Genomic DNA, 20,594 nt, shown 5'->3' on the forward strand with positions numbered 1-20,594 from the left:
CCAGATCCTCGCACGAGGACTGAACGTGTTCAAATTCTTTGGGGCGGGGCAAACGGAAGCGCCCGCCTCCGGGGGTCGGGGGCGGGCGCGCGGAGCGGGAGGGGTCAGCTCGGTCGGCCGAGGGCGCGGTAGGTCCAGCCGGCGGCGCGCCAGGCGTCGGCGTCGAGGACGTTGCGGCCGTCGAGGAGGCGGCGCTCGGCGACCACGGCGCCGAGCTCGGCCGGGTCCAGCTCGCGGAACTCGGCCCACTCGGTGAGGTGCAGGACGACGTGGGCGCCCTCGGCGGCCTCCAGGGCGGAGTCGGCGTAGGTGAGCGAGGGGAACATCTTGCGGGCGTTGTCCACGGCCTTCGGGTCGTAGACGGTGACCTGGGCGCCCTGGAGCTGGATCTGGGCGGCGACGTTGAGGGCGGGGGAGTCCCGGATGTCGTCCGAGTTGGGCTTGAAGGCGGCGCCGAGCACGGCGACCCGGCGGCCCAGGAAGCCGCCGCCGCACTGCTCGCGGGCCAGCTCGACCATCCGGGAGCGGCGGCGCATGTTGATCGAGTCGACCTCGCGCAGGAAGGTCAGCGCCTGGTCGGCGCCGAGCTCGCCGGCCCGGGCCATGAACGCGCGGATGTCCTTGGGCAGGCAGCCGCCGCCGAAGCCGAGGCCGGAGTTGAGGAACTTGCCGCCGATCCGCTCGTCGTAGGAGAGCGCCTTGCTGAGCTGGGTGACGTCCGCGCCGGCCGCCTCGCAGACCTCGGCCATCGCGTTGATGAAGGAGATCTTGGTGGCCAGGAAGGAGTTGGCGGCCGCCTTGACCAGCTCGGCGGTCGCGAAGTCGGTGACCACGAACGGCACCCCGGCGGAGATCGGCTCGGCGTACACCTCGCGCAGCAGCCGCTCGGCCCGCTCGCTCTGGGTGCCGATCACGATCCGGTCCGGCCGCAGGGTGTCCTGGACGGCGAAGCCCTCGCGCAGGAACTCGGGGTTCCAGGCGAGTTCGGCGCCCTCGCCGACCGGCGCCAGCGCGGTCAGCCGCTCGGCCAGCCGGCTCGCCGAGCCCACCGGGACGGTCGACTTGCCGACCACCAGGGCGGGCCGGGTCAGGTGCGGCGCGAGCTCGTCGATCGCGGTGTCGACGTACGACATGTCGGCGGCGAACTCGCCCTTGCGCTGCGGGGTGTTGACGCAGATGAAGTGCACGTCGCCGAATTCGGCGGCCTCCTGGGCGGAGGTGGTGAAGCGCAGCCGCCCGGTCGAACCCTCGTGCCCGGCCACGTGCTTGAGCAGCAGCTCGGACAGCCCCGGCTCGTACATCGGGACGCGACCGGCGGTGAGCAGGGCGATCTTGTCGGGGTCGATGTCCAGACCCAGCACCTCGAAGCCGAACTCGGCCATCGCGGCGGCATGCGTGGCGCCGAGGTAGCCGGTGCCGATCACGGAGATGCGGAGGGTCACGGGTTCTCCCTGGAGGCGGACTCGACCGGTCTGGATTGCGGATCCGGCCGGCCTGGGGTGCGACCGGGCCGGTGCGGACGCCCCTGATGCTATCCGCCCCGTCCGGGCGGGCAGAGATCGCCCGCACGCCCGGGACGCTAGGCAGCCGCAGGTCGGAGCCCTAGGATCTCTACTGAACGGTAGTTAACCCCGGGTTTTCGGTAACGGGACTTCGATCACTGGACGACGAGGCAGGCATCATGGCGGGCAGCGCGGCTGACTTCGATCTCTTCCGTATCTCCGAGGAGCACGAGATGCTTCGTGAGGCGGTGCGTTCGCTGGCCGAGGCGAAGATCGCTCCGTTCGCGGCGGAGGTGGACGAGCAGGGTCGGTTCCCGCAGGAGGCGTTGGACGCGTTGCGGGGCAATGACCTGCATGCGGTGCACGTGCCGGAGGAGTACGGCGGTGCGGGGGCGGATGCGCTGGCGACGGTGATCGTGATCGAGGAGGTCGCGCGGGTGTGCGGTTCGTCCTCGTTGATCCCGGCGGTGAACAAGCTGGGGTCGCTGCCGGTGCAGTTGTCGGGCTCGGAGGAGCTGAAGGCGAAGTACCTGGGGGCGCTGGCCCGGGGTGAGGGGATGTTCTCGTACTGCCTGTCGGAGCCGGAGGCGGGTTCGGATGCGGCGGGGATGAAGACCCGGGCGGTGCGGGACGGTGACTTCTGGGTGCTGAACGGGGTGAAGCGCTGGATCACCAATGCCGGGGTGTCGGAGTTCTACACGGTGATGGCGGTGACGGATCCGTCGGCGCGGTCGAAGGGGATCTCGGCGTTCGTGGTGGAGAAGGGCGACGAGGGGGTGTCGTTCGGTGCGCCGGAGAAGAAGCTGGGGATCAAGGGTTCGCCGACGCGTGAGGTGTACTTCGACAACGTGCGGATTCCGGCGGACCGGATGATCGGTGCGGAGGGTACGGGTTTCGCGACGGCGATGCGGACGCTGGACCACACCCGGGTGACCATCGCCGCGCAGGCGGTGGGGATCGCGCAGGGTGCGCTGGACTACGCCAAGGGTTATGTGAAGGAGCGCAGGCAGTTCGGGAAGGCGATCGCCGAGTTCCAGGGCGTCCAGTTCATGCTGGCGGACATGGCGATGAAGCTGGAGGCGGCGCGTCAGATGACGTACGTGGCGGCGGCGAAGTCGCAGCGCGGGGATGCGGATCTGACGTTCTTCGGTGCGGCGGCGAAGTGTTTCGCGTCGGACGTGGCGATGGAGGTCACCACGGACGCGGTGCAGCTGCTGGGTGGTTACGGGTACACGCGGGACTACCCGGTGGAGCGGATGATGCGGGACGCGAAGATCACGCAGATCTACGAGGGCACCAACCAGGTCCAGCGCATCGTCATGGCCCGCAACCTGCCGTAACCCGCCCTGCCTCCGACTCCCCGGAGCCCCCGGCCGATTCCTCCTCGGCCGGGGGCTCCGTGCGTTTCCCGGCCCCGCCCGGTCGGAGACCGCGTGGTGCCGTATAAATGATCGTCAACTTCGCTGTGGTGCAACTGAGTACGGAGGAACGCGGATGACCGCGAACGAGGGAACCACCGGCAAGGTCTGGCTGATCACCGGCGCCAACTCCGGCTTCGGCCAGGCCATCGCCGAGGCCGCGATCGCCGCCGGCGACACCGTGGTCGCCGCCGCCCGCCGGCCCGAGACCCTGGCCGAGCTGGCGGCCGCCCACCCCGGCCGGGTCGTCCCGGTCCGGCTGGACGTCACCGACCACGACCAGATCTCCGCCGCCGTCGAGGAGGCCCTGTCCCGGCTCGGCCGGATCGACGTCCTGGTGAACAACGCCGGGCGCGGCCTGATCGGCGCCGTCGAGGAGTACACCGACCGCGAGCTGCGGGACCTGATGGACCTGCACTTCTTCGGCCCGGCCGCGCTCACCCGCGCGGTGCTGCCGCACATGCGGGCCCAGGGCTCGGGCGCGGTGGTGCAGATGAGCAGCATGGGCGGCCGCTTCTCGTTCCCCGGCGTGGGCGCCTACTCGGCCACCAAGTTCGCGCTGGAGGGGCTGTCCGAGGCGCTGGCCCAGGAGGTCGCCGGGTTCGGGATCAAGGTGCTGGTCGTCGAGCCCGGCGCGTTCCGGACCGGCTTCGCGGGCGGCGGCGCGCTCGCCCACACCACCCCGATCGCCGCGTACGAGCCGGTGGTCGGCCCGGTCCGCACCGGCCTGCCGGACTCCGACGGCAAGCAGCCCGGCGACCCGACGAAGGCCGCCGCGGCGATCCTGGCCGCCCTGGCCGCCGAGCGGACCCCGCTGCGGCTCGCCCTCGGCAACGACGCCGTGGACGCCGTCCTCGGGCAGCTGGACGCCGCACGACAGGAGGCCGAGGCCTGGGCGGAGGTCGGCCGCGGCACCGACTTCCCGGCCGGGGAGTGACGGGCGGCCCGTCCCGGACACCCAGGGTGCGCTCCCGAACAATTCGCGCGACGCCGGGCAGCCCGGTTCCCTAGGCTGCCCGCCATGTCAACCGTGCCCTCCGCGCCTTCCGCACCCTCCGCGGCTACCGCCTCCGCCACGCTCAGCCTGGCCGTCATCACCCCCGAGAACATCGACGCCGCCCTCGCCCTGCGGGTGCGCCCCGGGCAGGAGGGCCTGGTCGCGCCGGTGGTGAAGTCGCTGGCCGAGGCGTACGCCCACGGGGAGACCGCCTGGCCCCGGCTGATCCTGGACGGCGGACGGCCGGTGGGCTTCGTGATGGCCTTCTTCGACATCCGCTTCAACCCCGAGCAGCCCGGCGACCGTCCCCGCTCCGGGCTGTGGCGCCTGCTGATCGACGCCGACGCCCAGCGCGGGGGCTACGGCCGCTTCGCCGTGGAGCAGGTGTGCGCGGAGATCCGCCGCCGCGGCGGCACCCGCGCCACGGTCAGCTACGTGCCCGGCCCGGACGGCCCGGCGGGCTTCTACGCCCGCCTCGGCTTCCGCCCGACCGGTGAGCTGAGCGGCGACCAAGCGATCGCGGAGCTGGACCTGTAGGCCGCGCCCGGGCCGCGGGTAGGGTGCCGGAGCATGACCGAGCCGGACTTCCTCACCACGACCAGGGCGTTCTACGACGCCATCGCCACCGAGTACACCGACCGCTTCCGGGACGCGATGGACAGCATGCCGACGGACCGGGCGATGCTGGCGCTCTTCGCCGACCTGGTCCGCGCCGAGCGTCCGGACGCCAGGACGGCCGAACTCGGCTGCGGCCCGGGCCGGGTGACGGGCCACCTGCACCGGCTCGGCCTGGACGTGTGCGGGATCGACCTCTCGCCGCGGATGGTCGAGCTGGCCCGGGAGGACCACCCGGAGGTGCCGTTCAGTGTCGGCTCGCTCTTCGACCTCCCCTTCCGGGACGGCGAGTTGACCGGTGCGGTGGCCTGGTACTCGATCATCCACACCCCGGCGGAGCGCCTGCCGGAGGTGTTCGCCGAGTTCGCCCGGGTGCTGGCCCCCGGCGGCCACCTGCTGGTCGCCTTCCAGGTCGGCGACGAACCGCTGCGCCTGGACCAGCCCTTCGGCCGCCCGGTCTCGCTGGACTTCCGCCGCCTGCGGCCGGAGCACGTCGAGGAGTTGGCCCGCGAGGCGGGCCTGCCGGTCACCTCCCGTACCGTCCGCGAGCCGGGCGCCGAGGAGAAGACCCCGCAGGCCTACCTGTTCGCCCGCAAGCCGGCCGGCTGAGCCAGGTCCCGCCTGAGCCCCGCCTGGGCCCGGCCCGCCTGGGCTCAGGCGGCCCTGGACGACGGCCGTGCCGCCGCCGGCAGTTGTCCGGAGGCGTTCACGATCACCTCGTCCAGGACGGCGCGCGAGCGCAGCAGGTCGCCGATCATCCGGTCGATCCGCTCGCGCTCCGCGGTGAGCTCCTCGACCAGCAGCGGGGTCGCGGTCTCGTTCGGGCCGCCGTCGGAGTCCCGCATGCAGGGGAGGATCTTGTAGATGGTGCGGCTGTGCAGCCCGGCCGCGAACAGCTCCTGGATGTGCACGACCCGGTCGACGGCCATCTCCGGGTACTCCCGGTGGCCGCCCGCGGTGCGGCGGGCGACCAGCAGCCCCTGCTGCTCGTAGTAGCGCAGCGAGCGCTCGCTCACGCCCGTCCGCCGGGCCAGTTCGCCGATCCGCATGCCGTCCACCCCGTCATCCGATCCGAGCCGTCCGATCCGAGCCTCGAAGGGCCTTGGCCTTTGCCCCCCAAGGGCCTTGAACCTGACATGGATGTTAGCTTCTACGGTTCCGGCATGACGACGAACACCAAGACCGCCGGCCTCTTCCAGCCCGCCGAACTCGGCCCGCTCCACCTTCCCAACCGCCTGGTGATGGCTCCGATGACCCGCACCCGGGCCGGCGCCGACGGTGTTCCGCGGCCGATCATGGCCGAGTACTACGCGCAGCGCGCCGGGGCCGGGCTGATCATCGCCGAGGCCGCCACCCCGAACCGGGTCGGCCGGACGTACGCCGACATCCCGGCCGTCCACGCTCCCGAGCACGTGGCCGGCTGGCGCACCGTGACCGGGGCGGTCGCCGCGGCCGGCGGCCGGATGTTCCTGCAGCTGCAGCACGGTGGCCGGATCGGCCACCCGGAGAACAGCGGCCTGCAGCCGGTCGCGCCCTCGCCGGTCGCCTTCCCGGAGCCGGTCCACACCCCGGGCGGGCCCCGGGAGGCCGTCGTCCCGAGGGAGCTCACCGCGGAGGAGATCCGGCAGACCGTGGCCGACTTCGCGGCGGCCGCCCGCAACGCCGTCGAGGCGGGTTTCGCCGGGGTCGAGGTGCACGGCGCCAACGGCTACCTGCTGCACCAGTTCCTCGCCCGGAACACCAATCTGCGCACCGACGGGTACGGCGGCCCGGTGGCGAACCGGATCCGCTTCGTGGTCGAGGTGGTCCGGGCGGTGGCGGCGGAGATCGGCCCGGCGCGGGTCGGCCTGCGGGTCTCGCCCGGCTTCACCGGGCAGGGCATGGCCGAGGGGGACACCGCGGAGATCTACCGCGCTCTGGTCGGCGAGCTCGCCGAGGACGGCCTCGCCTACCTGCACGTGGTCTTCGCCGACCCGGAGGACGCCGTCTTCCAGGAGCTCCGCACATCCTGGCCGGGCGCCGTGATCGCCAACCCGGTGCTGGGCTGGGGCGGGCCGCTGCCCGCGGACGGCGGCCGGGCCGCGGCAGAGCGGCTGCTGGCGGCGGGCGCGGACCTGATCTCCTTCGGCCGCGGCTTCCTCGCCAATCCCGACCTGGTCGAGCGCCTGCGCACCGGCGCTCCGCTCAACCAGGTCCGCGACGGGCTGATGTACACCGGCGGCGCCGAGGGGTACACCGACTACCCCGCGCTGGGCGCGCAGCACGCCGGATAACACGGCGCCCCGTGCCGCCGCCCGGCCGGGGGTGCCGCGCGGGAGCCGACCGCTCGTGCCATGATCCCTGCATGAGTTCCAACGTTTTCTTCGACATCACCATCAACGACGAGCCGGCCGGCCGCATCGTCTTCAAGCTGTTCGACGAGGTCGTCCCGAAGACGGCCCAGAACTTCCGCGAGCTGGCCACCGGCCAGAACGGCTTCGGCTACGAGGGCTCCGGTTTCCACCGCGTCATCCCGGCCTTCATGCTGCAGGGCGGTGACTTCACCAACCACAACGGCACCGGCGGCAAGAGCATCTACGGCGAGAAGTTCGCGGACGAGAACTTCAAGCTCAAGCACGACCGCCCGGGCCTGCTCTCGATGGCCAACGCCGGCCGCAACACCAACGGCTCGCAGTTCTTCATCACCACCATCGTCACCGACTGGCTGGACGGCAAGCACGTCGTCTTCGGCGAGGTCGTCGAGGGCATGGACCTGGTGAAGAAGATCGAGTCGCTCGGCTCGCAGAGCGGCCGCACCTCGGCCAAGATCACCATCGCCAAGTCCGGCGTGGTCGAGTAATCACGGCTGCCCCTGGCACACGTATCGCCCCGGAGTGGGAAGTCGGCCCGTCCGACTTCCCGCTCCGGGGCGGTGGCGTTTCACGCGAACACGGGTCGCCGGACGGGTCCTAGGCCCAATGCCAGTGACTTTGGTGTCCCTGTCTCGTTGGTTGTGGTGTGGCGAGGGTGGGACAGGTCAAGTCGCCTGCGGGTGAGCGGTTGTCGGACCGGATCGCGATCGGGGTGTTGACCCGGGCGTTTCCGCCGGGTCTGGTGGATGAGGTGATCGCGGAGACCGGGCGGGGCGAGAAACGCAGCCGGTTGTTGCCGGCGCGGGTGGTCGTGTACTTCGTGCTGGCGATGTGCCTGTTCTTCGGGCAGGGCTATGAAGAGGTCGCCCGGGTGCTGGGCGAGGGGCTCGGGGACGGGCGGCGGTCGTGGCGGGTGCCCACGACCGCCGCGATCGGCCGGGCCCGTCGGCGGCTGGGTCCAGAGCCGTTGCGGTTGCTGTTCGCGCGGGTGTGTCGGCCGATGGCGGTGCCCGGGACAGCGGGGGCCTGGTACCGGCGCTGGCGCCTGGTCGCGGTGGACGGCACCACGCTGGACCTGGCGGACACCGAGGCCAACGACGCCTTCTTCGGCCGCCATGTGTCGGGACGCGGAGCGAGCGCGTTCCCGCAGGCCAGGGTGGTGGGGCTGGCCGAGTGCGGCACCCACGCGGTGTTCGCCGCCGTCACCGGTCCGCTGTCGGCGAGCGAGCAGTCCCTGTCCCGGCAGCTGTTCGACCGGCTTCGCGAGGGGATGCTGCTGCTGGCCGACCGGGGCTTCTACGGCTTCGAGCTGTGGCAGCACGCACGGGCCACCGGCGCGGACCTGCTGTGGCGCGTGCGCAAGAGCGCGAACCTGCCCGTCGTGCGCGTGCTCAGCGACGGCTCGTACCTCAGCACGGTGCACGCCGAACCGGACAGAAGGAGTCGCCGCAACCCGGTGACCGTCCGGGTCGTCGAATACACCCTCGCCTCCACCGGTGATGGCACCGTCTACCGCCTGATCACCACTCTCCTCGACCCCGAGGAGGCACCGGCCGCCGAGTTGGCCGCGCTCTACGTCCAGCGCTGGGAGATCGAGACCACCCTGGACGAGATCAAGACCCACCAGCGCGGACCCAAACTCGTCCTGCGCTCGAAGTACCCGTGGGGCGTCGAGCAGGAGGTCTACGGCCTCCTGCTCGTCCACCACGCCATCCGACAACTCATGCACCAAGCCGCCCTGCATGAGGGCGTGGACCCCGACCGCTTGTCCTTCACCCGCAGTCTGCGGGTCGTGCGCCGCCAGGTCCCCGCCCAGGCGGCGCTTTCCCCCCGGCAGACTCACCAGGGCGCTGAACCGCACCCTGGCTGAGATCACCGAACGCCTCCTACCCCCGCGCCGTCAACGGACCTGCCCCCGCGTCATCAAACGCAAGATGTCCAACTGGCCCCTCAAACGCGCCCAACAGCACGACTGGCCACCACCAACCCCCGCAACCATCACGATCACCAGAGCGGACACAACCTAAGTCACTGGCATTGGTCCTAGGCCCAAGGACCGATGGCCGGCCGCCCCCGCCCCCGCTGGAATGGGCGGATGGACGACGTGGATCACGACAAGCCGTACGAGGGCCTGACCGCCGCCGAGCGGACGGCGTACCTGGCGCACATCGACGTGCCGGACCCGGGGGAGCCCTCGGCCCCGGCGCTGGCCCGGCTGCAGCGGGCCCACCTGCGGGTCGTCCCCTTCGAGAACCTGAGCATCCACCTCGGCGAGCCCGTCGTGCTCGACCCGCAGGCCCTGGTGGCCAAGGTGGTGGACCGCCGGCGCGGCGGGTTCTGCTACGAACTGAACGGCGCCTTCGCCGAGTTGCTGCGTTCCCTGGGCTACCGGGTGAGCCTGCTGTCCGGCCGGGTCTTCGACGGGGAGCGCCCCGGCCCGCCGTTCGACCACCTCGCGCTGCGGGTCGACCTGGACGAGCCCTGGTTGGTCGACGTCGGCTTCGGCCGGTTCAGCCTGCACCCGCTGCGGCTGGACGAGCGCGGCCCGCAGCCCGACCCGCACGGCGCGTTCACCGTCGTCCCGTACGGCCCCCACGGCGAGCTGGACGTGCTGCTGGACGGTGCCCCGCAGTACCGCCTCGACCCGCGCCCGTACCCGCTCGCCGACTTCGCCCCGACCTGCTGGTGGCAGAGCACCTCGCCGGACTCGCACTTCACCCGCTCGACCACCTGCTCGCTGCTCACGGGGGACGGCGGCCGGATCACGCTCAGCGGCACCCGGCTCATCCGCACCGCCCCCGACGGAACCCGCACCGAGCGCGAGCTCACCGAGGCCGAGACGCCGGCCGCCTACCGCGAGCACTTCGGGATCACCCTCGACCGGCTGCCCGGCCGGGCCGCGGGCGGGGCAGGGTAGCCGGGCGCGCGGCCCGCCGGGCCGGAACCGGGCAACCGCCGCCCTCCCGGCCGGTCCGGCCTTAGCATCGGGGCTTCGAACTCGACTACCCGGCAAGGTGGTTCACCGATGATCGAGCAGGGCGCCGATGGCGGCGAGGTGACGTACGAGCAGGTGACGGTGGTCTCCCTGGCCGCCTGCGGGCCGGTCGGTCCGGCGCGGTTCGCGGTCCGGGTCGTCCGCGAGGGCATGACCGTCAAGCGGGTGGCGGGCTACTGGGTGCGCTGGGACGAGCGGTGGGACGGGGAGGAGGTCCGCCACCATGCGCGCTGGGTTCCCGAGGAGGAGTACGTCCGACCGGGCACCGGCAGTCCGGACGGCACGCTCGCGGTGACGGTCGCCGCCTACTGGGGGGACGGCACCGGCACCTTCCCGCGTCGCCCCGGCACCGAGACGGTGGTGACCTTCCGGCCCGGCGAGACCGAGCACGAGCTGGTGCTGGAGCAGGCCGCCCCGCCGGGCCGGGCCGCCCGGGGCCGCCGGACGGCCGCGCACGCCCCGGCCGTCCCGGGCCACCCGGTCGCGCTGTCGGTGCAGTTGGCGCACGCCCGCTGGCTGGGCGACGAGCGGCAGCCGATCCACTACGGCTACTCGGGCGCGACCGAGTCCGAGGGCGGCGAGGGGGAGTGGCTGGTCCGCTTCCCGGAGTGCGGCAACGGCCTGCTGCCGTCGGCCGGTCAGGCCGAGGCGGGGTAGGACGTGTCCGGGCCGGAAGCCGGTTCGCCCGGCCGGGGGATGCCCCGACTCCCTTCCCGTACACCCACCTTGCGTGCGGGCACACCGGCCCAGATCTCGCCGGGCCCGGTCGAGCGGGTGAGGACGGCGTTGGCGCCCACGATGGTGCCGGCGCCGACGGTCAGCACGCCGTCCTTGCACACCACCTTGGCGCCCGCGCACAGCACCGCGCCGTCCTCGACCACCACCCGCCGCATCGCGCTCCGCTCCTGCGGCACCCACGGGTCGGCCCGGCCGATGGTCACGCCGTTGTAGAGCGTCACGTCGGCGCCGAGCGTGGTGTACGGGTGCAGGACGGTGCCGAAGCCGCGGTGGAAGACGGTGAGGCCGGGCCCGATCTCGCAGGCGGCCGGCACCTCCATCCCGTAGCACGCGAGCGCCTCCTGCACCAGGCGGCCCAGGAGGCGGTGGCGGCGGCGGTAGATCAGTGCGGTGACGAGGGACATCCACCCATTGTGTCGCCGTGGTCACGTGAAGTCACGACCGCTCGCGGCGGGCGCCCTTCGGTCACTTGACGTCGGGGACGGCGGTGTCGTTCTTGAAGGCGTCGAAGACCTGCTTGGACTTGTTGGCGTCCCACAGCACGGCGGACTCGCCGGTCTTGGTCCGGAAGTCCGGGTTGCCGATCGGCACGGTCAGCGTCTTGCCGCTGCCGCCGTTGACGTCCTTCATGGCGAGGAAGAGCGAGCCGAGGTCGGTCAGCCCGCAGTCCTCGTCCACGATCAGGGTGCCGAGCGCCGAGTCGACCAGCGGGTAGAAGGTGAACGGGTCGACCAGGTTGCCCGGGGAGGCGGCCTGGTGGGCGAGGGCGCCGAGGAACTTCTGCTGGTTGCGCATCCGGCCGAGGTCCTGGTCGGCCATCTGGTGGCGCTGGCGGACGAAGGCCAGGGCCTGCTTGCCGGTGAGGGTCTGGTCGCCGGCCTTGAGGTCGAGGCCGGAGTCCTTGTCCTTGACGTCCTGGTCGATGTGCATCTCGACGCCGCCGATGGAGTCGACGATGCCGACGAAACCGGCGAAGCCGATCTCGGCGTAGTGGTCGATGCGGATGCCGGTGTTCTGCTCGACGGTCTGGACGAGCAGGCGGCCGCCGCCGGTGCCGAAGGCGGAGTTGATCTTCGCGGTGGTGGCCTTGACCGGCTTGCCGTTGCCGCCCGGGTGCTCGGGGATGGGCACCCAGGAGTCGCGCGGGATGCTCATCAGGGTGTTCCCGTTGTCCCCGACGTGCAGGATCATCATCGAGTCGCTGCGCTTGCCCTCGGTGTCGTGCCCGGTGTGCAGGTCGTCCTGCTCGGAGTCGCTGAGGCCCTGGCGGCTGTCGGAGCCGACGATCAGCCAGTTGGTGCCCTTGCCCGCGGCCGGGCGGCCGGGGTAGTCGGCGAGCACGTTCTCGTGGTTGAGCTTGGAGTCCGCCCAGAACCAGGTGGAGACGGCGGTCACCATGACGGCGATCAGCAGGCCGAAGACGGACCACTTGACGATCCGCCGCCGCGGCCAGCGCCGGGCCTGCGCACCGGCCGGCCGGGCACCGCCGGGCCGGCCCGGGCCACCGGGGCCACCGGGCCCGCCCGGACGGCCGGGGCCGCTCGGGCCGCCGGGGCGGACGCCGGGAGCGCCGGCCCCCTGCGGCGGAACACCGCCGAGCCGCGACGGCCCCGGCTGTCCAGGCTGCCCCGGCTGTCCGGGCTGCCCCGGGTGCCGTGGCGTGGGCGCCCCCGGCCCGCGCGGGTTCAGGGAGGCCGGCAGCGGCGGCTCGCCCGCCGCGCCGCCTCCGCCCGCGCCGCCGTACGGGTTCCCGCTGCCTCCGCCGTTGCCGCCGTACGGGTTCCCGCCGCCCCCCGGGCGGCCCTCCTGCCACGTGTTCATGCCGTCGAGGATGCCCGACCCCGGTGGCGCTGACTCCCCCCGGGGGTGCCACCAGGCCTCTTGTAGCAGTTTTGATGCACGCCCCGGATCGTTCCGCCGCAACGTCCGGACACCGGGCGTTCCAGCGGCTGAAACGTTTCTTGACCGGCCCGAAGACCGCGTGTTTGCATTCCGGACATGGATCAGCGTTGGGCACTCACGCGTCGGCGGCACGTCGACCTGCGGCGCGGTGTGGCCTGTTCGCTCTGTCGCGGCTGACGCAGCGCCCCGTCGAAGTCCCCGCCCGTCCGCAGGCCCGCATCCGCGGGCCCCGTACGCCCGTAGCTGCCCGTACGCCCGTACGCCCGCGGACGCAGCGCCCCCGGTACCGGACCCCACACCGGTAGCCCCCACCGCAGCGCCGCCCGCTTCCAGCCAGAGGTGAACCCATGGCCGTCGTCCTGTCCGTTTCCGGCTCCCCGTCCGCCACCTCCCGCACCACCCGCCTGCTGCGCCACGTCGACGCGCAGCTGGTGCAGCGCGGCCACCGCGTCATCCCCTTCGAGGCCCGCAGCCTGCCCGCGCACGCGCTGCTGTCGGGCGACTTCGACCACCCCGAGATCGTCGCCGTCACCGACCTGTTCGCCCGCGCCGACGGCATCGTCATCGGCACCCCCGTCTACAAGGCCGCCTACTCGGGCCTGCTGAAGGCCCTGCTGGACGTGCTCCCGCAGTACGCGCTCACCGGCAAGGCCGTGCTGCCGCTGGCCACCGGCGGCTCGGCCGCGCACGTCCTCGCGGTGGACTACGCACTGCGCCCGGTGCTCAGCTCGATGGGCGCCGGCCACATCACCCAGGGCTGGTTCGTGCTCGACCGCCACGTCACCGCCAGGGAGGACGGCACGACCCTGCTGGAGCGCGAGACCGAGACCCTGCTGGCCCCGGTGGTGGCGGGCTTCGCCACGGCCCTGGAGCGGCTGGCCGCACCGGTGCTGACCGGCTGAGGACCGGTGGCCGCGGCCCGTACGGGGCGTCCCCGAGACGGGCCGCGGCGACCCCTAGGGGGAGACGCGCCGCGTCCCGTAGAACCTTGGTTGAAGGGCTTCATTCCGGCGGATGACGAGCCGTCCGCCGTCCACTCCTAACGTGGTTCACACATCCCCACCCGCCAGGAAGCGGCCCGACTCGATCGGGTCCGGTGGCCAGGCCCACCGGGAGGGTGGGGCTGACTCCCGGTCGAGGACTCCTGCCAGCGCCATGTCGCGAGGCGGTCGGGCCCGCGAGGCTGGGGACCAACGGGTGTGCGCATCTTCCTTTAGGAGAGTCCAGTGACGACGGCAGCAGCCGTGTACGACCCCCAGCTTCCGGGCGGAGCCTCCGCCGTCGCAGCGTCGGCCCGTCAGGTCACCAAGGCGTACGGGTCGGGCGAGACCAGGGTCACCGCGCTCGACGCGGTCGACGTCGACATCCAGCGCGGCCGGTTCACCGCGATCATGGGCCCCTCGGGCTCCGGCAAGTCCACCCTGATGCACTGCCTGGCCGGGCTCGACACGGTCAGCGGCGGCCGGATCTGGATCGGCGACACCGAGATCACCGGCCTCAAGGACAAGCAGCTCACCAGACTGCGCCGGGACAAGATCGGCTTCATCTTCCAGGCGTTCAACCTGCTGCCGACCCTGAACGCGCTGGAGAACATCACGCTCCCGATGGACATCGCGGGCCGCAAGCCCGACCGGGCCTGGCTGGACCAGGTGGTGGAGACCGTCGGCCTGGCCGACCGGCTCAAGCACCGCCCGACCCAGCTCTCCGGCGGCCAGCAGCAGCGCGTCGCGGTGGCCCGGGCGCTGGCCGCCCGCCCCGAGATCATCTTCGGCGACGAGCCCACCGGGAACCTGGACTCCCGGGCCGGCGCCGAGGTGCTGACCTTCCTGCGCCGCTCGGTGGACGAGCTGGGCCAGACCATGGTGATGGTCACCCACGACCCGGTCGCCGCCGGCTACGCGGACCGCGTGCTCTTCCTCGCCGACGGCGTGATCGTCGACGAGATGCACGCGCCCACCGCCGACTCCGTCCTCGAACGCATGCGCCGTTTCGACGGCAAGCGCACCAGCTGATCGGCGGGACGACTCGACCATGCTGCTCAAGACCTCACTGCGGAGCTTCCTCGCCCACAAGGGCCGGATGGCGCTCTCGCTCATCGCCGTCGTGCTGTCGGTGGCCTTCGTCTCCGGCACCCTGGTGTTCTCCAACACCGCCACCAGCACCTTCGACAAGCTCTTCGCCGCCACCGCCTCCGACGTCTCGGTCCAGCCGCCCAAGCCGGCCGACGACGAGGACCCGCAGTTCGCGGACAAGCCGGCCACCGTCCCGGCTGCGCTCGCCGGGCAGGTCGCCGCGGTGCCCGGGATCAAGACCGCCGTCGGCCAGGTCATGGTCCACAACGCGACCCTGGTCAACCCGGCCACCAACAAGCTGGTCGGTCCGACCAGCGGCGCGCCCACCCTGGTCGGCAACTGGACCGACACCCCGCGCAACCCGGTCACCATCACCTCCGGCCACGCGCCGCAGGGCGCGGGCGAGCTGGTGCTGGACGCCGACACCGCGAAGAAGGCCAAGCTCGGCCTCGGCGACAAGCTGCGGGTCGACAACGCCGGCGGCAAGCACGAGTTCACCATCGCGGGCATCGCCACCTTCACCACCACCAACCCGGGCGCGGCACTGGCCTTCCTGGACACCGCGACCTCGCAGCAGGTGCTGCTCGGCGAGCCGGCGTTCACCTCGATCGAGGCCTTCGGCGACGGCAGCCGCAGCGACGACAGCCTCAAGGCCGACGCCCTGGCCAAGGTCGGTGGCGGCTACCAGGTCAAGACCGCGGCCGAGCAGAAGGACGAGAACAACAAGAGCGTCGGCAGCGGCCTGGAATTCATGAAGTACGCGATGCTCGGCTTCGCCGGCGTCTCGCTGATCGTCGGCGGCTTCCTGATCATCAACACCTTCTCGATGCTGGTCGCCCAGCGCACCCGGGAGATCGGCCTGCTGCGCGCCATCGGCGGCAGCCGCCGGCAGGTCAACCGCTCGGTGCTGGTCGAGGCGCTGATCCTGGGCGTGCTCGGTTCGACCCTCGGGATCGCGGCGGGCCTGGGCATCGCGGTCGGCCTGATCGCGCTGATGAACGCGATCGGCATGGACCTGCGGGCGAGCGACCTGCAGATCGGGCCCGACGTGTTCGTCACCGGGTACGCGGTGGGCATCCTGATCACCGTCGTGGCGGCCTGGATCCCGGCCCGCCGGGCGAGCCGGATCGCGCCGATGGCCGCCCTGCGCGACCACGGCACCCCGGCCGAGGCCCGCGCCAACGTGGTCCGTACGGTCCTCGGGCTGGTCCTGACGGCGGGCGGCGGCGGTCTGCTGGTGCTCGCCGCGAAGGCGGAGAAGGCGGCCACCGGCGGCCAGTACCTCGGCCTGGGCGTGCTGCTCACCCTGATCGGCTTCGTGGTGCTCGGCCCGCTGCTGGCCACCGCGGTCATCCGGGTGCTCGGCGCGCTGCTGCCGGCCCTGTTCGGCCCGTCCGGCAAGCTCGCCCAGCGCAACGCGATGCGCAACCCGCGCCGCACCGGCGCCACCGCCGCCGCGCTGATGATCGGCCTGGCGCTGGTGATCGCCTCCTCGGTGTTCAGCTCCTCGGCGGTCACCTCGGCCAGTGAGCAGATCGACCGGTCGGTGGGCGTGGACTACATCATCAGCGGCGGTCGTACCGCGGTCACCGCCGAGATGCTGGACGCGGTCCGCAGGACCCCGGGGGTCGACCACGTCACCGCCGAGAGGGACTTCGACGCCAAGGTCCAGCTGTCGGACGGCCGGACCGGGCGGACCGGCCTGGCCGCCGTGCCGCCGACCTTCTTCGGCACGGACTTCCGCCTCCCGGTCGCCTCCGGCGCGGTCGACTCGATCGGAAGCGGCTCGCTGGGCATCGGCGAGAACTTCGCCAAGGACCACAACCTGAAGGTCGGCGACAGCGTCACCGTCACCTACCTCAAGGGCCGCACCCAGGTGCTGCAGGTCGGGGTCGTGTTCGCGAAGAGCTCGCTCTACGCGGACGCCTCCTTCGTCGACGTCGCCACCATGGCCAAGGCCGTACCGGCCGCCGAGGTGCCGGAACCCCGGACCTTCTTCGCCAAGGCCTCCTCCGGCGCCGACGCCGGCAAGACGCTGACCGCCCTGGAGGACGCGCTCAAGGAGTACCCGCAGCTGTCGGTCAAGGACCAGGCGGGCTACAAGGAGCTGGTGCAGTCCCAGGTCAACACCCTGCTCTACCTGATCTACGGGCTGGTCGGCCTCTCCATCACCGTCGCCGTGCTCGGCGTGGTCAACACCCTGGCGCTGTCGGTGGTCGAGCGGACCCGGGAGATCGGCCTGCTGCGGGCGATCGGGCTCTCCCGCCGCCAGCTGCGCCGGATGATCCGGCTGGAGTCCGTGGTGATCGCGGTGTTCGGCGCCGTCCTCGGCACCGGGCTGGGCCTGGCCTGGGGCGTCACCGCGCAGCGGGTCCTGCGGGACCAGGGCCTCGGGACGCTCTCCGTCCCGACCACCACGATCGCGATCACCCTGGTCTCCTCGGTGGCGATCGGCCTGGTCGCCGCCCTCGTCCCGGCCTTCCGGGCCGGACGGATGAACGTCCTCGCGGCCATCGCGACGGACTGACCGGCGCCGGGGGGCGTCGGACGGCGGAAGGACGCGAAAGGACGCGAAAGGACGCGGAAGGACGGCGGAACGGATGCAGGGGCCGGGTGCGCACAGCACCCGGCCCCTGGCTCGGTTTCAGCCCCAGGAGGGCTGAGATGATCGTCCGATGTTCCCCTCGGACGCCCCGCCGTTGCCCAGCGCCGCGCCCCTCACCGCCGCGGCCGCCATCCGCTGGCGCACCGCCCGTACGGCCTGGCGGCTGGACAGCCGCTGGCTCGCGCTGGCACCGGTCGCGTTCGTGGTCCTGGCCACCGCCGTGGAGCCCGACACCGGCCGGTGCAGCGCCCAGGGCATCTGCCGGGACACCTGGGGCTCGGCCCTGGCCGCCTGGTCGGTGCTGGCCGAGATCGTCCTGCTGGCCGCCAAGGTACGGGTCCGGGCGCTGGTGCCGCCCGTCGTCCTGGTGCTGCTCTGGTACCTCCCGCAGGGCCTGGTCACCCCGCTCGCCCGCTGGTCGGCCGTGCTGCTCCAGCTGCTGCTCACCGCCGTCCTGCTGGCCGCCGAGGCCGGTCGGCGCCGGGCCCGCCAGCAGCTGGACGAGCTGATGGCCCCGCCCGTCCCCTTCCCGTGGACGGCCGCCGGAGCGCCCTCGCCCGTCCACCGCGACGGCCCGCCCGTCCTGCGCCGCACCCTCGGCGCCCTGCTGCTCGTCGCCGCCGTGGCCGTCCCGCTGTACGGGCTCTGGGCGCAGGCCCAGGCGGACGCCGCCGCCGAGCAGGCCACCCGGGTCACCGGCACCGCCGGCGCGAGCGACCAGGACGGCGTGCTGACCGTCCGCTTCCCGCCGCCCGGCGGCGGCCCCGAGCGCACCGCCGCCCTGGACCTCTGGTGGCAGCGGCGCCCCCAGCCCGGCGAGCCCGTCCCGCTGCTGGTCGACGGCGACTCCGTGCACGCCCTGGGCGACGAGTACGACGTCTCCGGCCAGCTGACCGCCGGCGGCCTGATCGCCCTGCTCGGCCTGATCCTGCTCGGCTCGGCCGCCACCGCGAGCGCCCGCCGCACCCGGCCCGCCTTCGAAGGCCACGCCCCCGCGCTCGCCGTCCGGGTCCGCGCCGACATCCGCGGGGACCTGCTGGTCCAGCCGCTGGACGGCCCGCCGGACGGCCTCGGGCTCTGGCGCCTGGTCGAGCACGACCGCTACCGCTGGGCCCGCGACGGCGGCCCGGGCGGCGCAGGCCCGGGCTGGGTGCCCGAGCCCCTGGACGTCGGCCGGCCGCCCACCCGCCTCCCCGGACCGGCGCTCCACCACGACGAGCACGACGAGCACGACGAGCACGACGAGTACGACGAGGACACGGACTACGCGGAGGAGTACGAGGACTACCAGGACGCGTACGAGAAGCCCCTCGACCGCACCGGCCCCGACCAGGCCGCCGCCCGGCTGGCCCGCGCCGGCCGCAGCGTGCCCGCCGTGCTGTACCGCGGCCCCGACGGCCACGACCGCCAACTCCTCGTCCGCCCCGGCCTGTTGGACGGCGACCCGGACTGGGTGGCGGCCGTGGTCGCCCCCGCCGCCCGGGCCCCGCGGCTCGGCCGGCGCACCCAGCGCTACCGCGAGCGCGAACTCGCCGTCGCCGCACTGACCGCCGAGACGGTGGCCGCCGCCCCCGAGGCCGGGCCGGACACCGAGCCGGTGGCCGCCCGCCGCTGGGAGATGCCGACGCCGCTGCGGGTGGCGGCCGGGCCGCTGGCGGCGCTGCTGGTCGGCACCGCCGTCGTCCTGCTCGGCGACGACGGCTGGTGGGAGGGGCTGCTGCGCCCGCTCTGGATCGGCTCGATGGCGATCCTCGCCTGCGCCCACACGCTGTCCTGGCAGATCGTGGCCGACCGCAACGGCCTGCGGGTGGCCACCGCGCTGCGCACCCGCAGCTTCCGGTGGGCCGAGATCAGCGCGGCAGCGGTGCACCGCGAGCTGCTCATCATCCGGCTGCGCAGCGGCCGGGAGTACTCCTTCGCCAGCCGCCCGGCGGTCTGGCTGGCCGGCCGCTTCGGCGACCGGTACGACCCGGTGGCGCTGGCCCGGACGGTCGCCACCGCCGCCCACCGCCCCGACCTGCGCCCCGACCGAACCCTCCCGGACCGGCTGGGCGGCCCGCAGCACCTGGTGAACCGGCTCGCACTGATCGGCTACGCCGTGTTCACCGTGGCCCACTACGCACTCTGAATCCACCCCGGATCCGCACCGGATCCACCCCGATTCGGGCCCTCGCCACCGGCGGAGTACGGTGTCCTTGATCACAGTGCCGGTGCCGCGCCGCGAGGTGCGCGCAGCCGCCCAGACCGGGACAAGACGGGGGCCCGTCCTCACCGGTACGGTTGGCCCCGATGAACACCAAGGCTGCTGAGGAGCTGCCGGCTGTTTCCGTGATCATGCCGGTGCTCAACGAGGAACGTCACCTGCGCACGGCGGTCCGGCGCATCCTGGATCAGGAGTACCCCGGGCCGATGGAAGTGGTGATCGCCCTCGGCCCCTCGACCGACCGCACCGACGAGATCGCGGCCGAGCTGGTGGCCGAGGACCCGCGGGTGCGGACGGTGGAGAACCCCACCGGGCGGACGCCCGCCGGGCTGAACGCCGCGATCCGGGGCTCCAGACACCCGATAGTGGTGCGCGTGGACGGCCACGGCCTGCTCACCCCCGGCTACATCACCACCGCGGTCCGGCTGCTCGGCGAGATGGAGGCGGCCAACGTCGGCGGCATCATGCACGCCGAGGGCGAGACCGAGTGGGAGAACGCGGTCGCCGCCGCGATGACCTCCAAGATCGGCGTCGGCAACGCGGCCTTCCACACCGGCGGACTGGCCGGCCCGGCGGACACCGTCTACCTCGGGGTGTTCCGGCGCGAGGTGCTGGAGCGGCTCGGCGGCTACAACGAGGAGTTCATCCGCGCCCAGGACTGGGAGCTGAACTACCGGATCCGCCAGCACGGCGGCCTGGTCTGGTTCACCCCGCAGCTCAAGGTGACCTACCGGCCCCGGCCCTCGGTGCGGGCGCTGGCCAAGCAGTACAAGGACTACGGCCGCTGGCGCCGGGTCGTCACCCGCTACCACCGCGGCTCGGTCAACCTGCGCTACCTCGCCCCGCCGGCCGCGCTGGTGGCGTTCACCCTCGGTCTGGTGCTCGGCGTGGCCGTCCACCCGGCGTTCCTCGCGGTGCCCGGCGCCTACCTGCTGGGCATCGTCGGCGGTGCCGCGGTCGAGGGCCGCGGCCTGTCGTTCAAGTCGCGGGCGCTGCTGCCGGTCGCGTTCGCGACCATGCACCTCAGCTGGGGCTTCGGCTTCCTCACCTCACCGCGCTCGCTGGCGCGCCGGGTGATCGGCAGCGTCGGCCCGTCCTCGAAGGACATGCTCTCCAAGGCCGGCTGAGCGGAGGGCGACGGCCGGCCGCCGGGCCCTCCGGCCGCGGCCGGCGCCCTCGTACGGCTGCAGGGCCGG

18 protein-coding genes are annotated in these 20,594 nt (G+C 72.9%); 14 read left to right on the forward strand and 4 right to left on the reverse strand.

Annotation, left to right across the window (positions count from 1 at the left end; genetic code table 11):
- Positions 1–104: 104 nt before the first annotated feature.
- A complete protein-coding gene (locus CRP52_RS19885) occupies positions 105–1,442 on the reverse strand; it encodes a UDP-glucose dehydrogenase family protein (protein WP_097237634.1) in 1,338 nt (445 codons plus the stop codon).
- Between the two features lie 239 nt (positions 1,443–1,681).
- Here CRP52_RS19885 and CRP52_RS19890 point away from each other — a divergent pair, with 239 nt between their 5' ends.
- The 4 genes from CRP52_RS19890 (at position 1,682) to CRP52_RS19905 (ending at position 5,141) form a co-directional block, all read left to right on the forward strand.
- Positions 1,682–2,842 (forward strand): acyl-CoA dehydrogenase family protein, encoded by a 1,161-nt coding sequence (locus tag CRP52_RS19890; RefSeq protein WP_097237635.1) that lies wholly within the window; start codon positions 1,682–1,684, stop codon positions 2,840–2,842.
- 154 nt (positions 2,843–2,996) lie between these two features.
- On the forward strand, positions 2,997–3,857 hold the full coding sequence (locus CRP52_RS19895; protein WP_097237636.1) for an oxidoreductase: 861 nt from the start codon (positions 2,997–2,999) through the stop codon (positions 3,855–3,857).
- Between the two features lie 84 nt (positions 3,858–3,941).
- Positions 3,942–4,454 carry a GNAT family N-acetyltransferase gene (locus CRP52_RS19900; RefSeq protein WP_097237637.1) on the forward strand — a complete coding sequence of 171 codons (513 nt, stop codon included), beginning with the start codon at positions 3,942–3,944 and terminating at the stop codon, positions 4,452–4,454.
- Between the two features lie 33 nt (positions 4,455–4,487).
- Complete coding sequence (locus CRP52_RS19905; protein WP_097237638.1) at positions 4,488–5,141, forward strand: class I SAM-dependent DNA methyltransferase; 654 nt, start codon at positions 4,488–4,490, stop codon at positions 5,139–5,141.
- A 44-nt stretch (positions 5,142–5,185) separates the two neighbouring features.
- Here CRP52_RS19905 and CRP52_RS19910 read toward each other — a convergent pair whose 3' ends face one another.
- Positions 5,186–5,581 (reverse strand): MerR family transcriptional regulator, encoded by a 396-nt coding sequence (locus CRP52_RS19910; protein WP_097240202.1) that lies wholly within the window; start codon positions 5,579–5,581, stop codon positions 5,186–5,188.
- Between the two features lie 114 nt (positions 5,582–5,695).
- Between CRP52_RS19910 and CRP52_RS19915 the strand changes: the two genes are divergently transcribed.
- The 5 genes from CRP52_RS19915 to CRP52_RS19935 all read left to right on the forward strand — a co-directional run bounded on the left by CRP52_RS19915 (position 5,696) and on the right by CRP52_RS19935 (position 10,535).
- Positions 5,696–6,805: an oxidoreductase gene (locus tag CRP52_RS19915; RefSeq protein ID WP_097237639.1), complete on the forward strand. Its 1,110-nt coding sequence runs from the start codon at positions 5,696–5,698 to the stop codon at positions 6,803–6,805.
- A gap of 71 nt (positions 6,806–6,876) precedes the next feature.
- Positions 6,877–7,371 (forward strand): peptidylprolyl isomerase, encoded by a 495-nt coding sequence (locus tag CRP52_RS19920; protein WP_097237640.1) that lies wholly within the window; start codon positions 6,877–6,879, stop codon positions 7,369–7,371.
- A 158-nt stretch (positions 7,372–7,529) separates the two neighbouring features.
- Positions 7,530–8,753, forward strand: a complete 1,224-nt coding sequence (locus CRP52_RS19925; protein WP_097234600.1) for an IS4 family transposase — start codon at positions 7,530–7,532, stop codon at positions 8,751–8,753.
- A gap of 225 nt (positions 8,754–8,978) precedes the next feature.
- Positions 8,979–9,800 carry an arylamine N-acetyltransferase family protein gene (locus CRP52_RS19930; protein ID WP_097237641.1) on the forward strand — a complete coding sequence of 274 codons (822 nt, stop codon included), beginning with the start codon at positions 8,979–8,981 and terminating at the stop codon, positions 9,798–9,800.
- 108 nt (positions 9,801–9,908) lie between these two features.
- Positions 9,909–10,535, forward strand: a complete 627-nt coding sequence (locus CRP52_RS19935) for a hypothetical protein (RefSeq protein ID WP_097237642.1) — start codon at positions 9,909–9,911, stop codon at positions 10,533–10,535.
- Here the strand turns inward: CRP52_RS19935 and CRP52_RS19940 are convergent.
- Both CRP52_RS19940 and CRP52_RS19945 read right to left on the reverse strand, forming a co-directional pair.
- A complete protein-coding gene (locus CRP52_RS19940; protein WP_097237643.1) occupies positions 10,517–11,020 on the reverse strand; it encodes a hypothetical protein in 504 nt (167 codons plus the stop codon). The two genes, CRP52_RS19935 and CRP52_RS19940, sit on opposite strands and share 19 nt — an antisense overlap.
- Before the next feature lie 61 nt (positions 11,021–11,081).
- Positions 11,082–12,437 carry an LCP family protein gene (locus CRP52_RS19945; protein ID WP_097237644.1) on the reverse strand — a complete coding sequence of 452 codons (1,356 nt, stop codon included), beginning with the start codon at positions 12,435–12,437 and terminating at the stop codon, positions 11,082–11,084.
- 428 nt (positions 12,438–12,865) lie between these two features.
- Here CRP52_RS19945 and ssuE point away from each other — a divergent pair, with 428 nt between their 5' ends.
- From ssuE to CRP52_RS19970, 5 genes are all read left to right on the forward strand, one after another.
- Positions 12,866–13,420: an NADPH-dependent FMN reductase gene (gene ssuE / locus CRP52_RS19950; protein WP_097237645.1), complete on the forward strand. Its 555-nt coding sequence runs from the start codon at positions 12,866–12,868 to the stop codon at positions 13,418–13,420.
- 324 nt (positions 13,421–13,744) lie between these two features.
- Complete coding sequence (locus CRP52_RS19955; protein WP_097237646.1) at positions 13,745–14,530, forward strand: ABC transporter ATP-binding protein; 786 nt, start codon at positions 13,745–13,747, stop codon at positions 14,528–14,530.
- A 19-nt stretch (positions 14,531–14,549) separates the two neighbouring features.
- A complete protein-coding gene (locus tag CRP52_RS19960; protein ID WP_097237647.1) occupies positions 14,550–17,117 on the forward strand; it encodes an ABC transporter permease in 2,568 nt (855 codons plus the stop codon).
- A gap of 148 nt (positions 17,118–17,265) precedes the next feature.
- Complete coding sequence (locus CRP52_RS19965; protein ID WP_097237648.1) at positions 17,266–19,323, forward strand: hypothetical protein; 2,058 nt, start codon at positions 17,266–17,268, stop codon at positions 19,321–19,323.
- 161 nt (positions 19,324–19,484) lie between these two features.
- Positions 19,485–20,525, forward strand: a complete 1,041-nt coding sequence (locus tag CRP52_RS19970) for a glycosyltransferase family 2 protein (protein WP_097237649.1) — start codon at positions 19,485–19,487, stop codon at positions 20,523–20,525.
- The last annotated feature ends 69 nt before the right edge of the window (positions 20,526–20,594 follow it).

The sequence above is a fragment of the Streptomyces sp. 1331.2 genome, assembly GCF_900199205.1.
In the GTDB taxonomy this organism is placed as follows: Bacteria; Actinomycetota; Actinomycetes; order Streptomycetales; family Streptomycetaceae; genus Kitasatospora.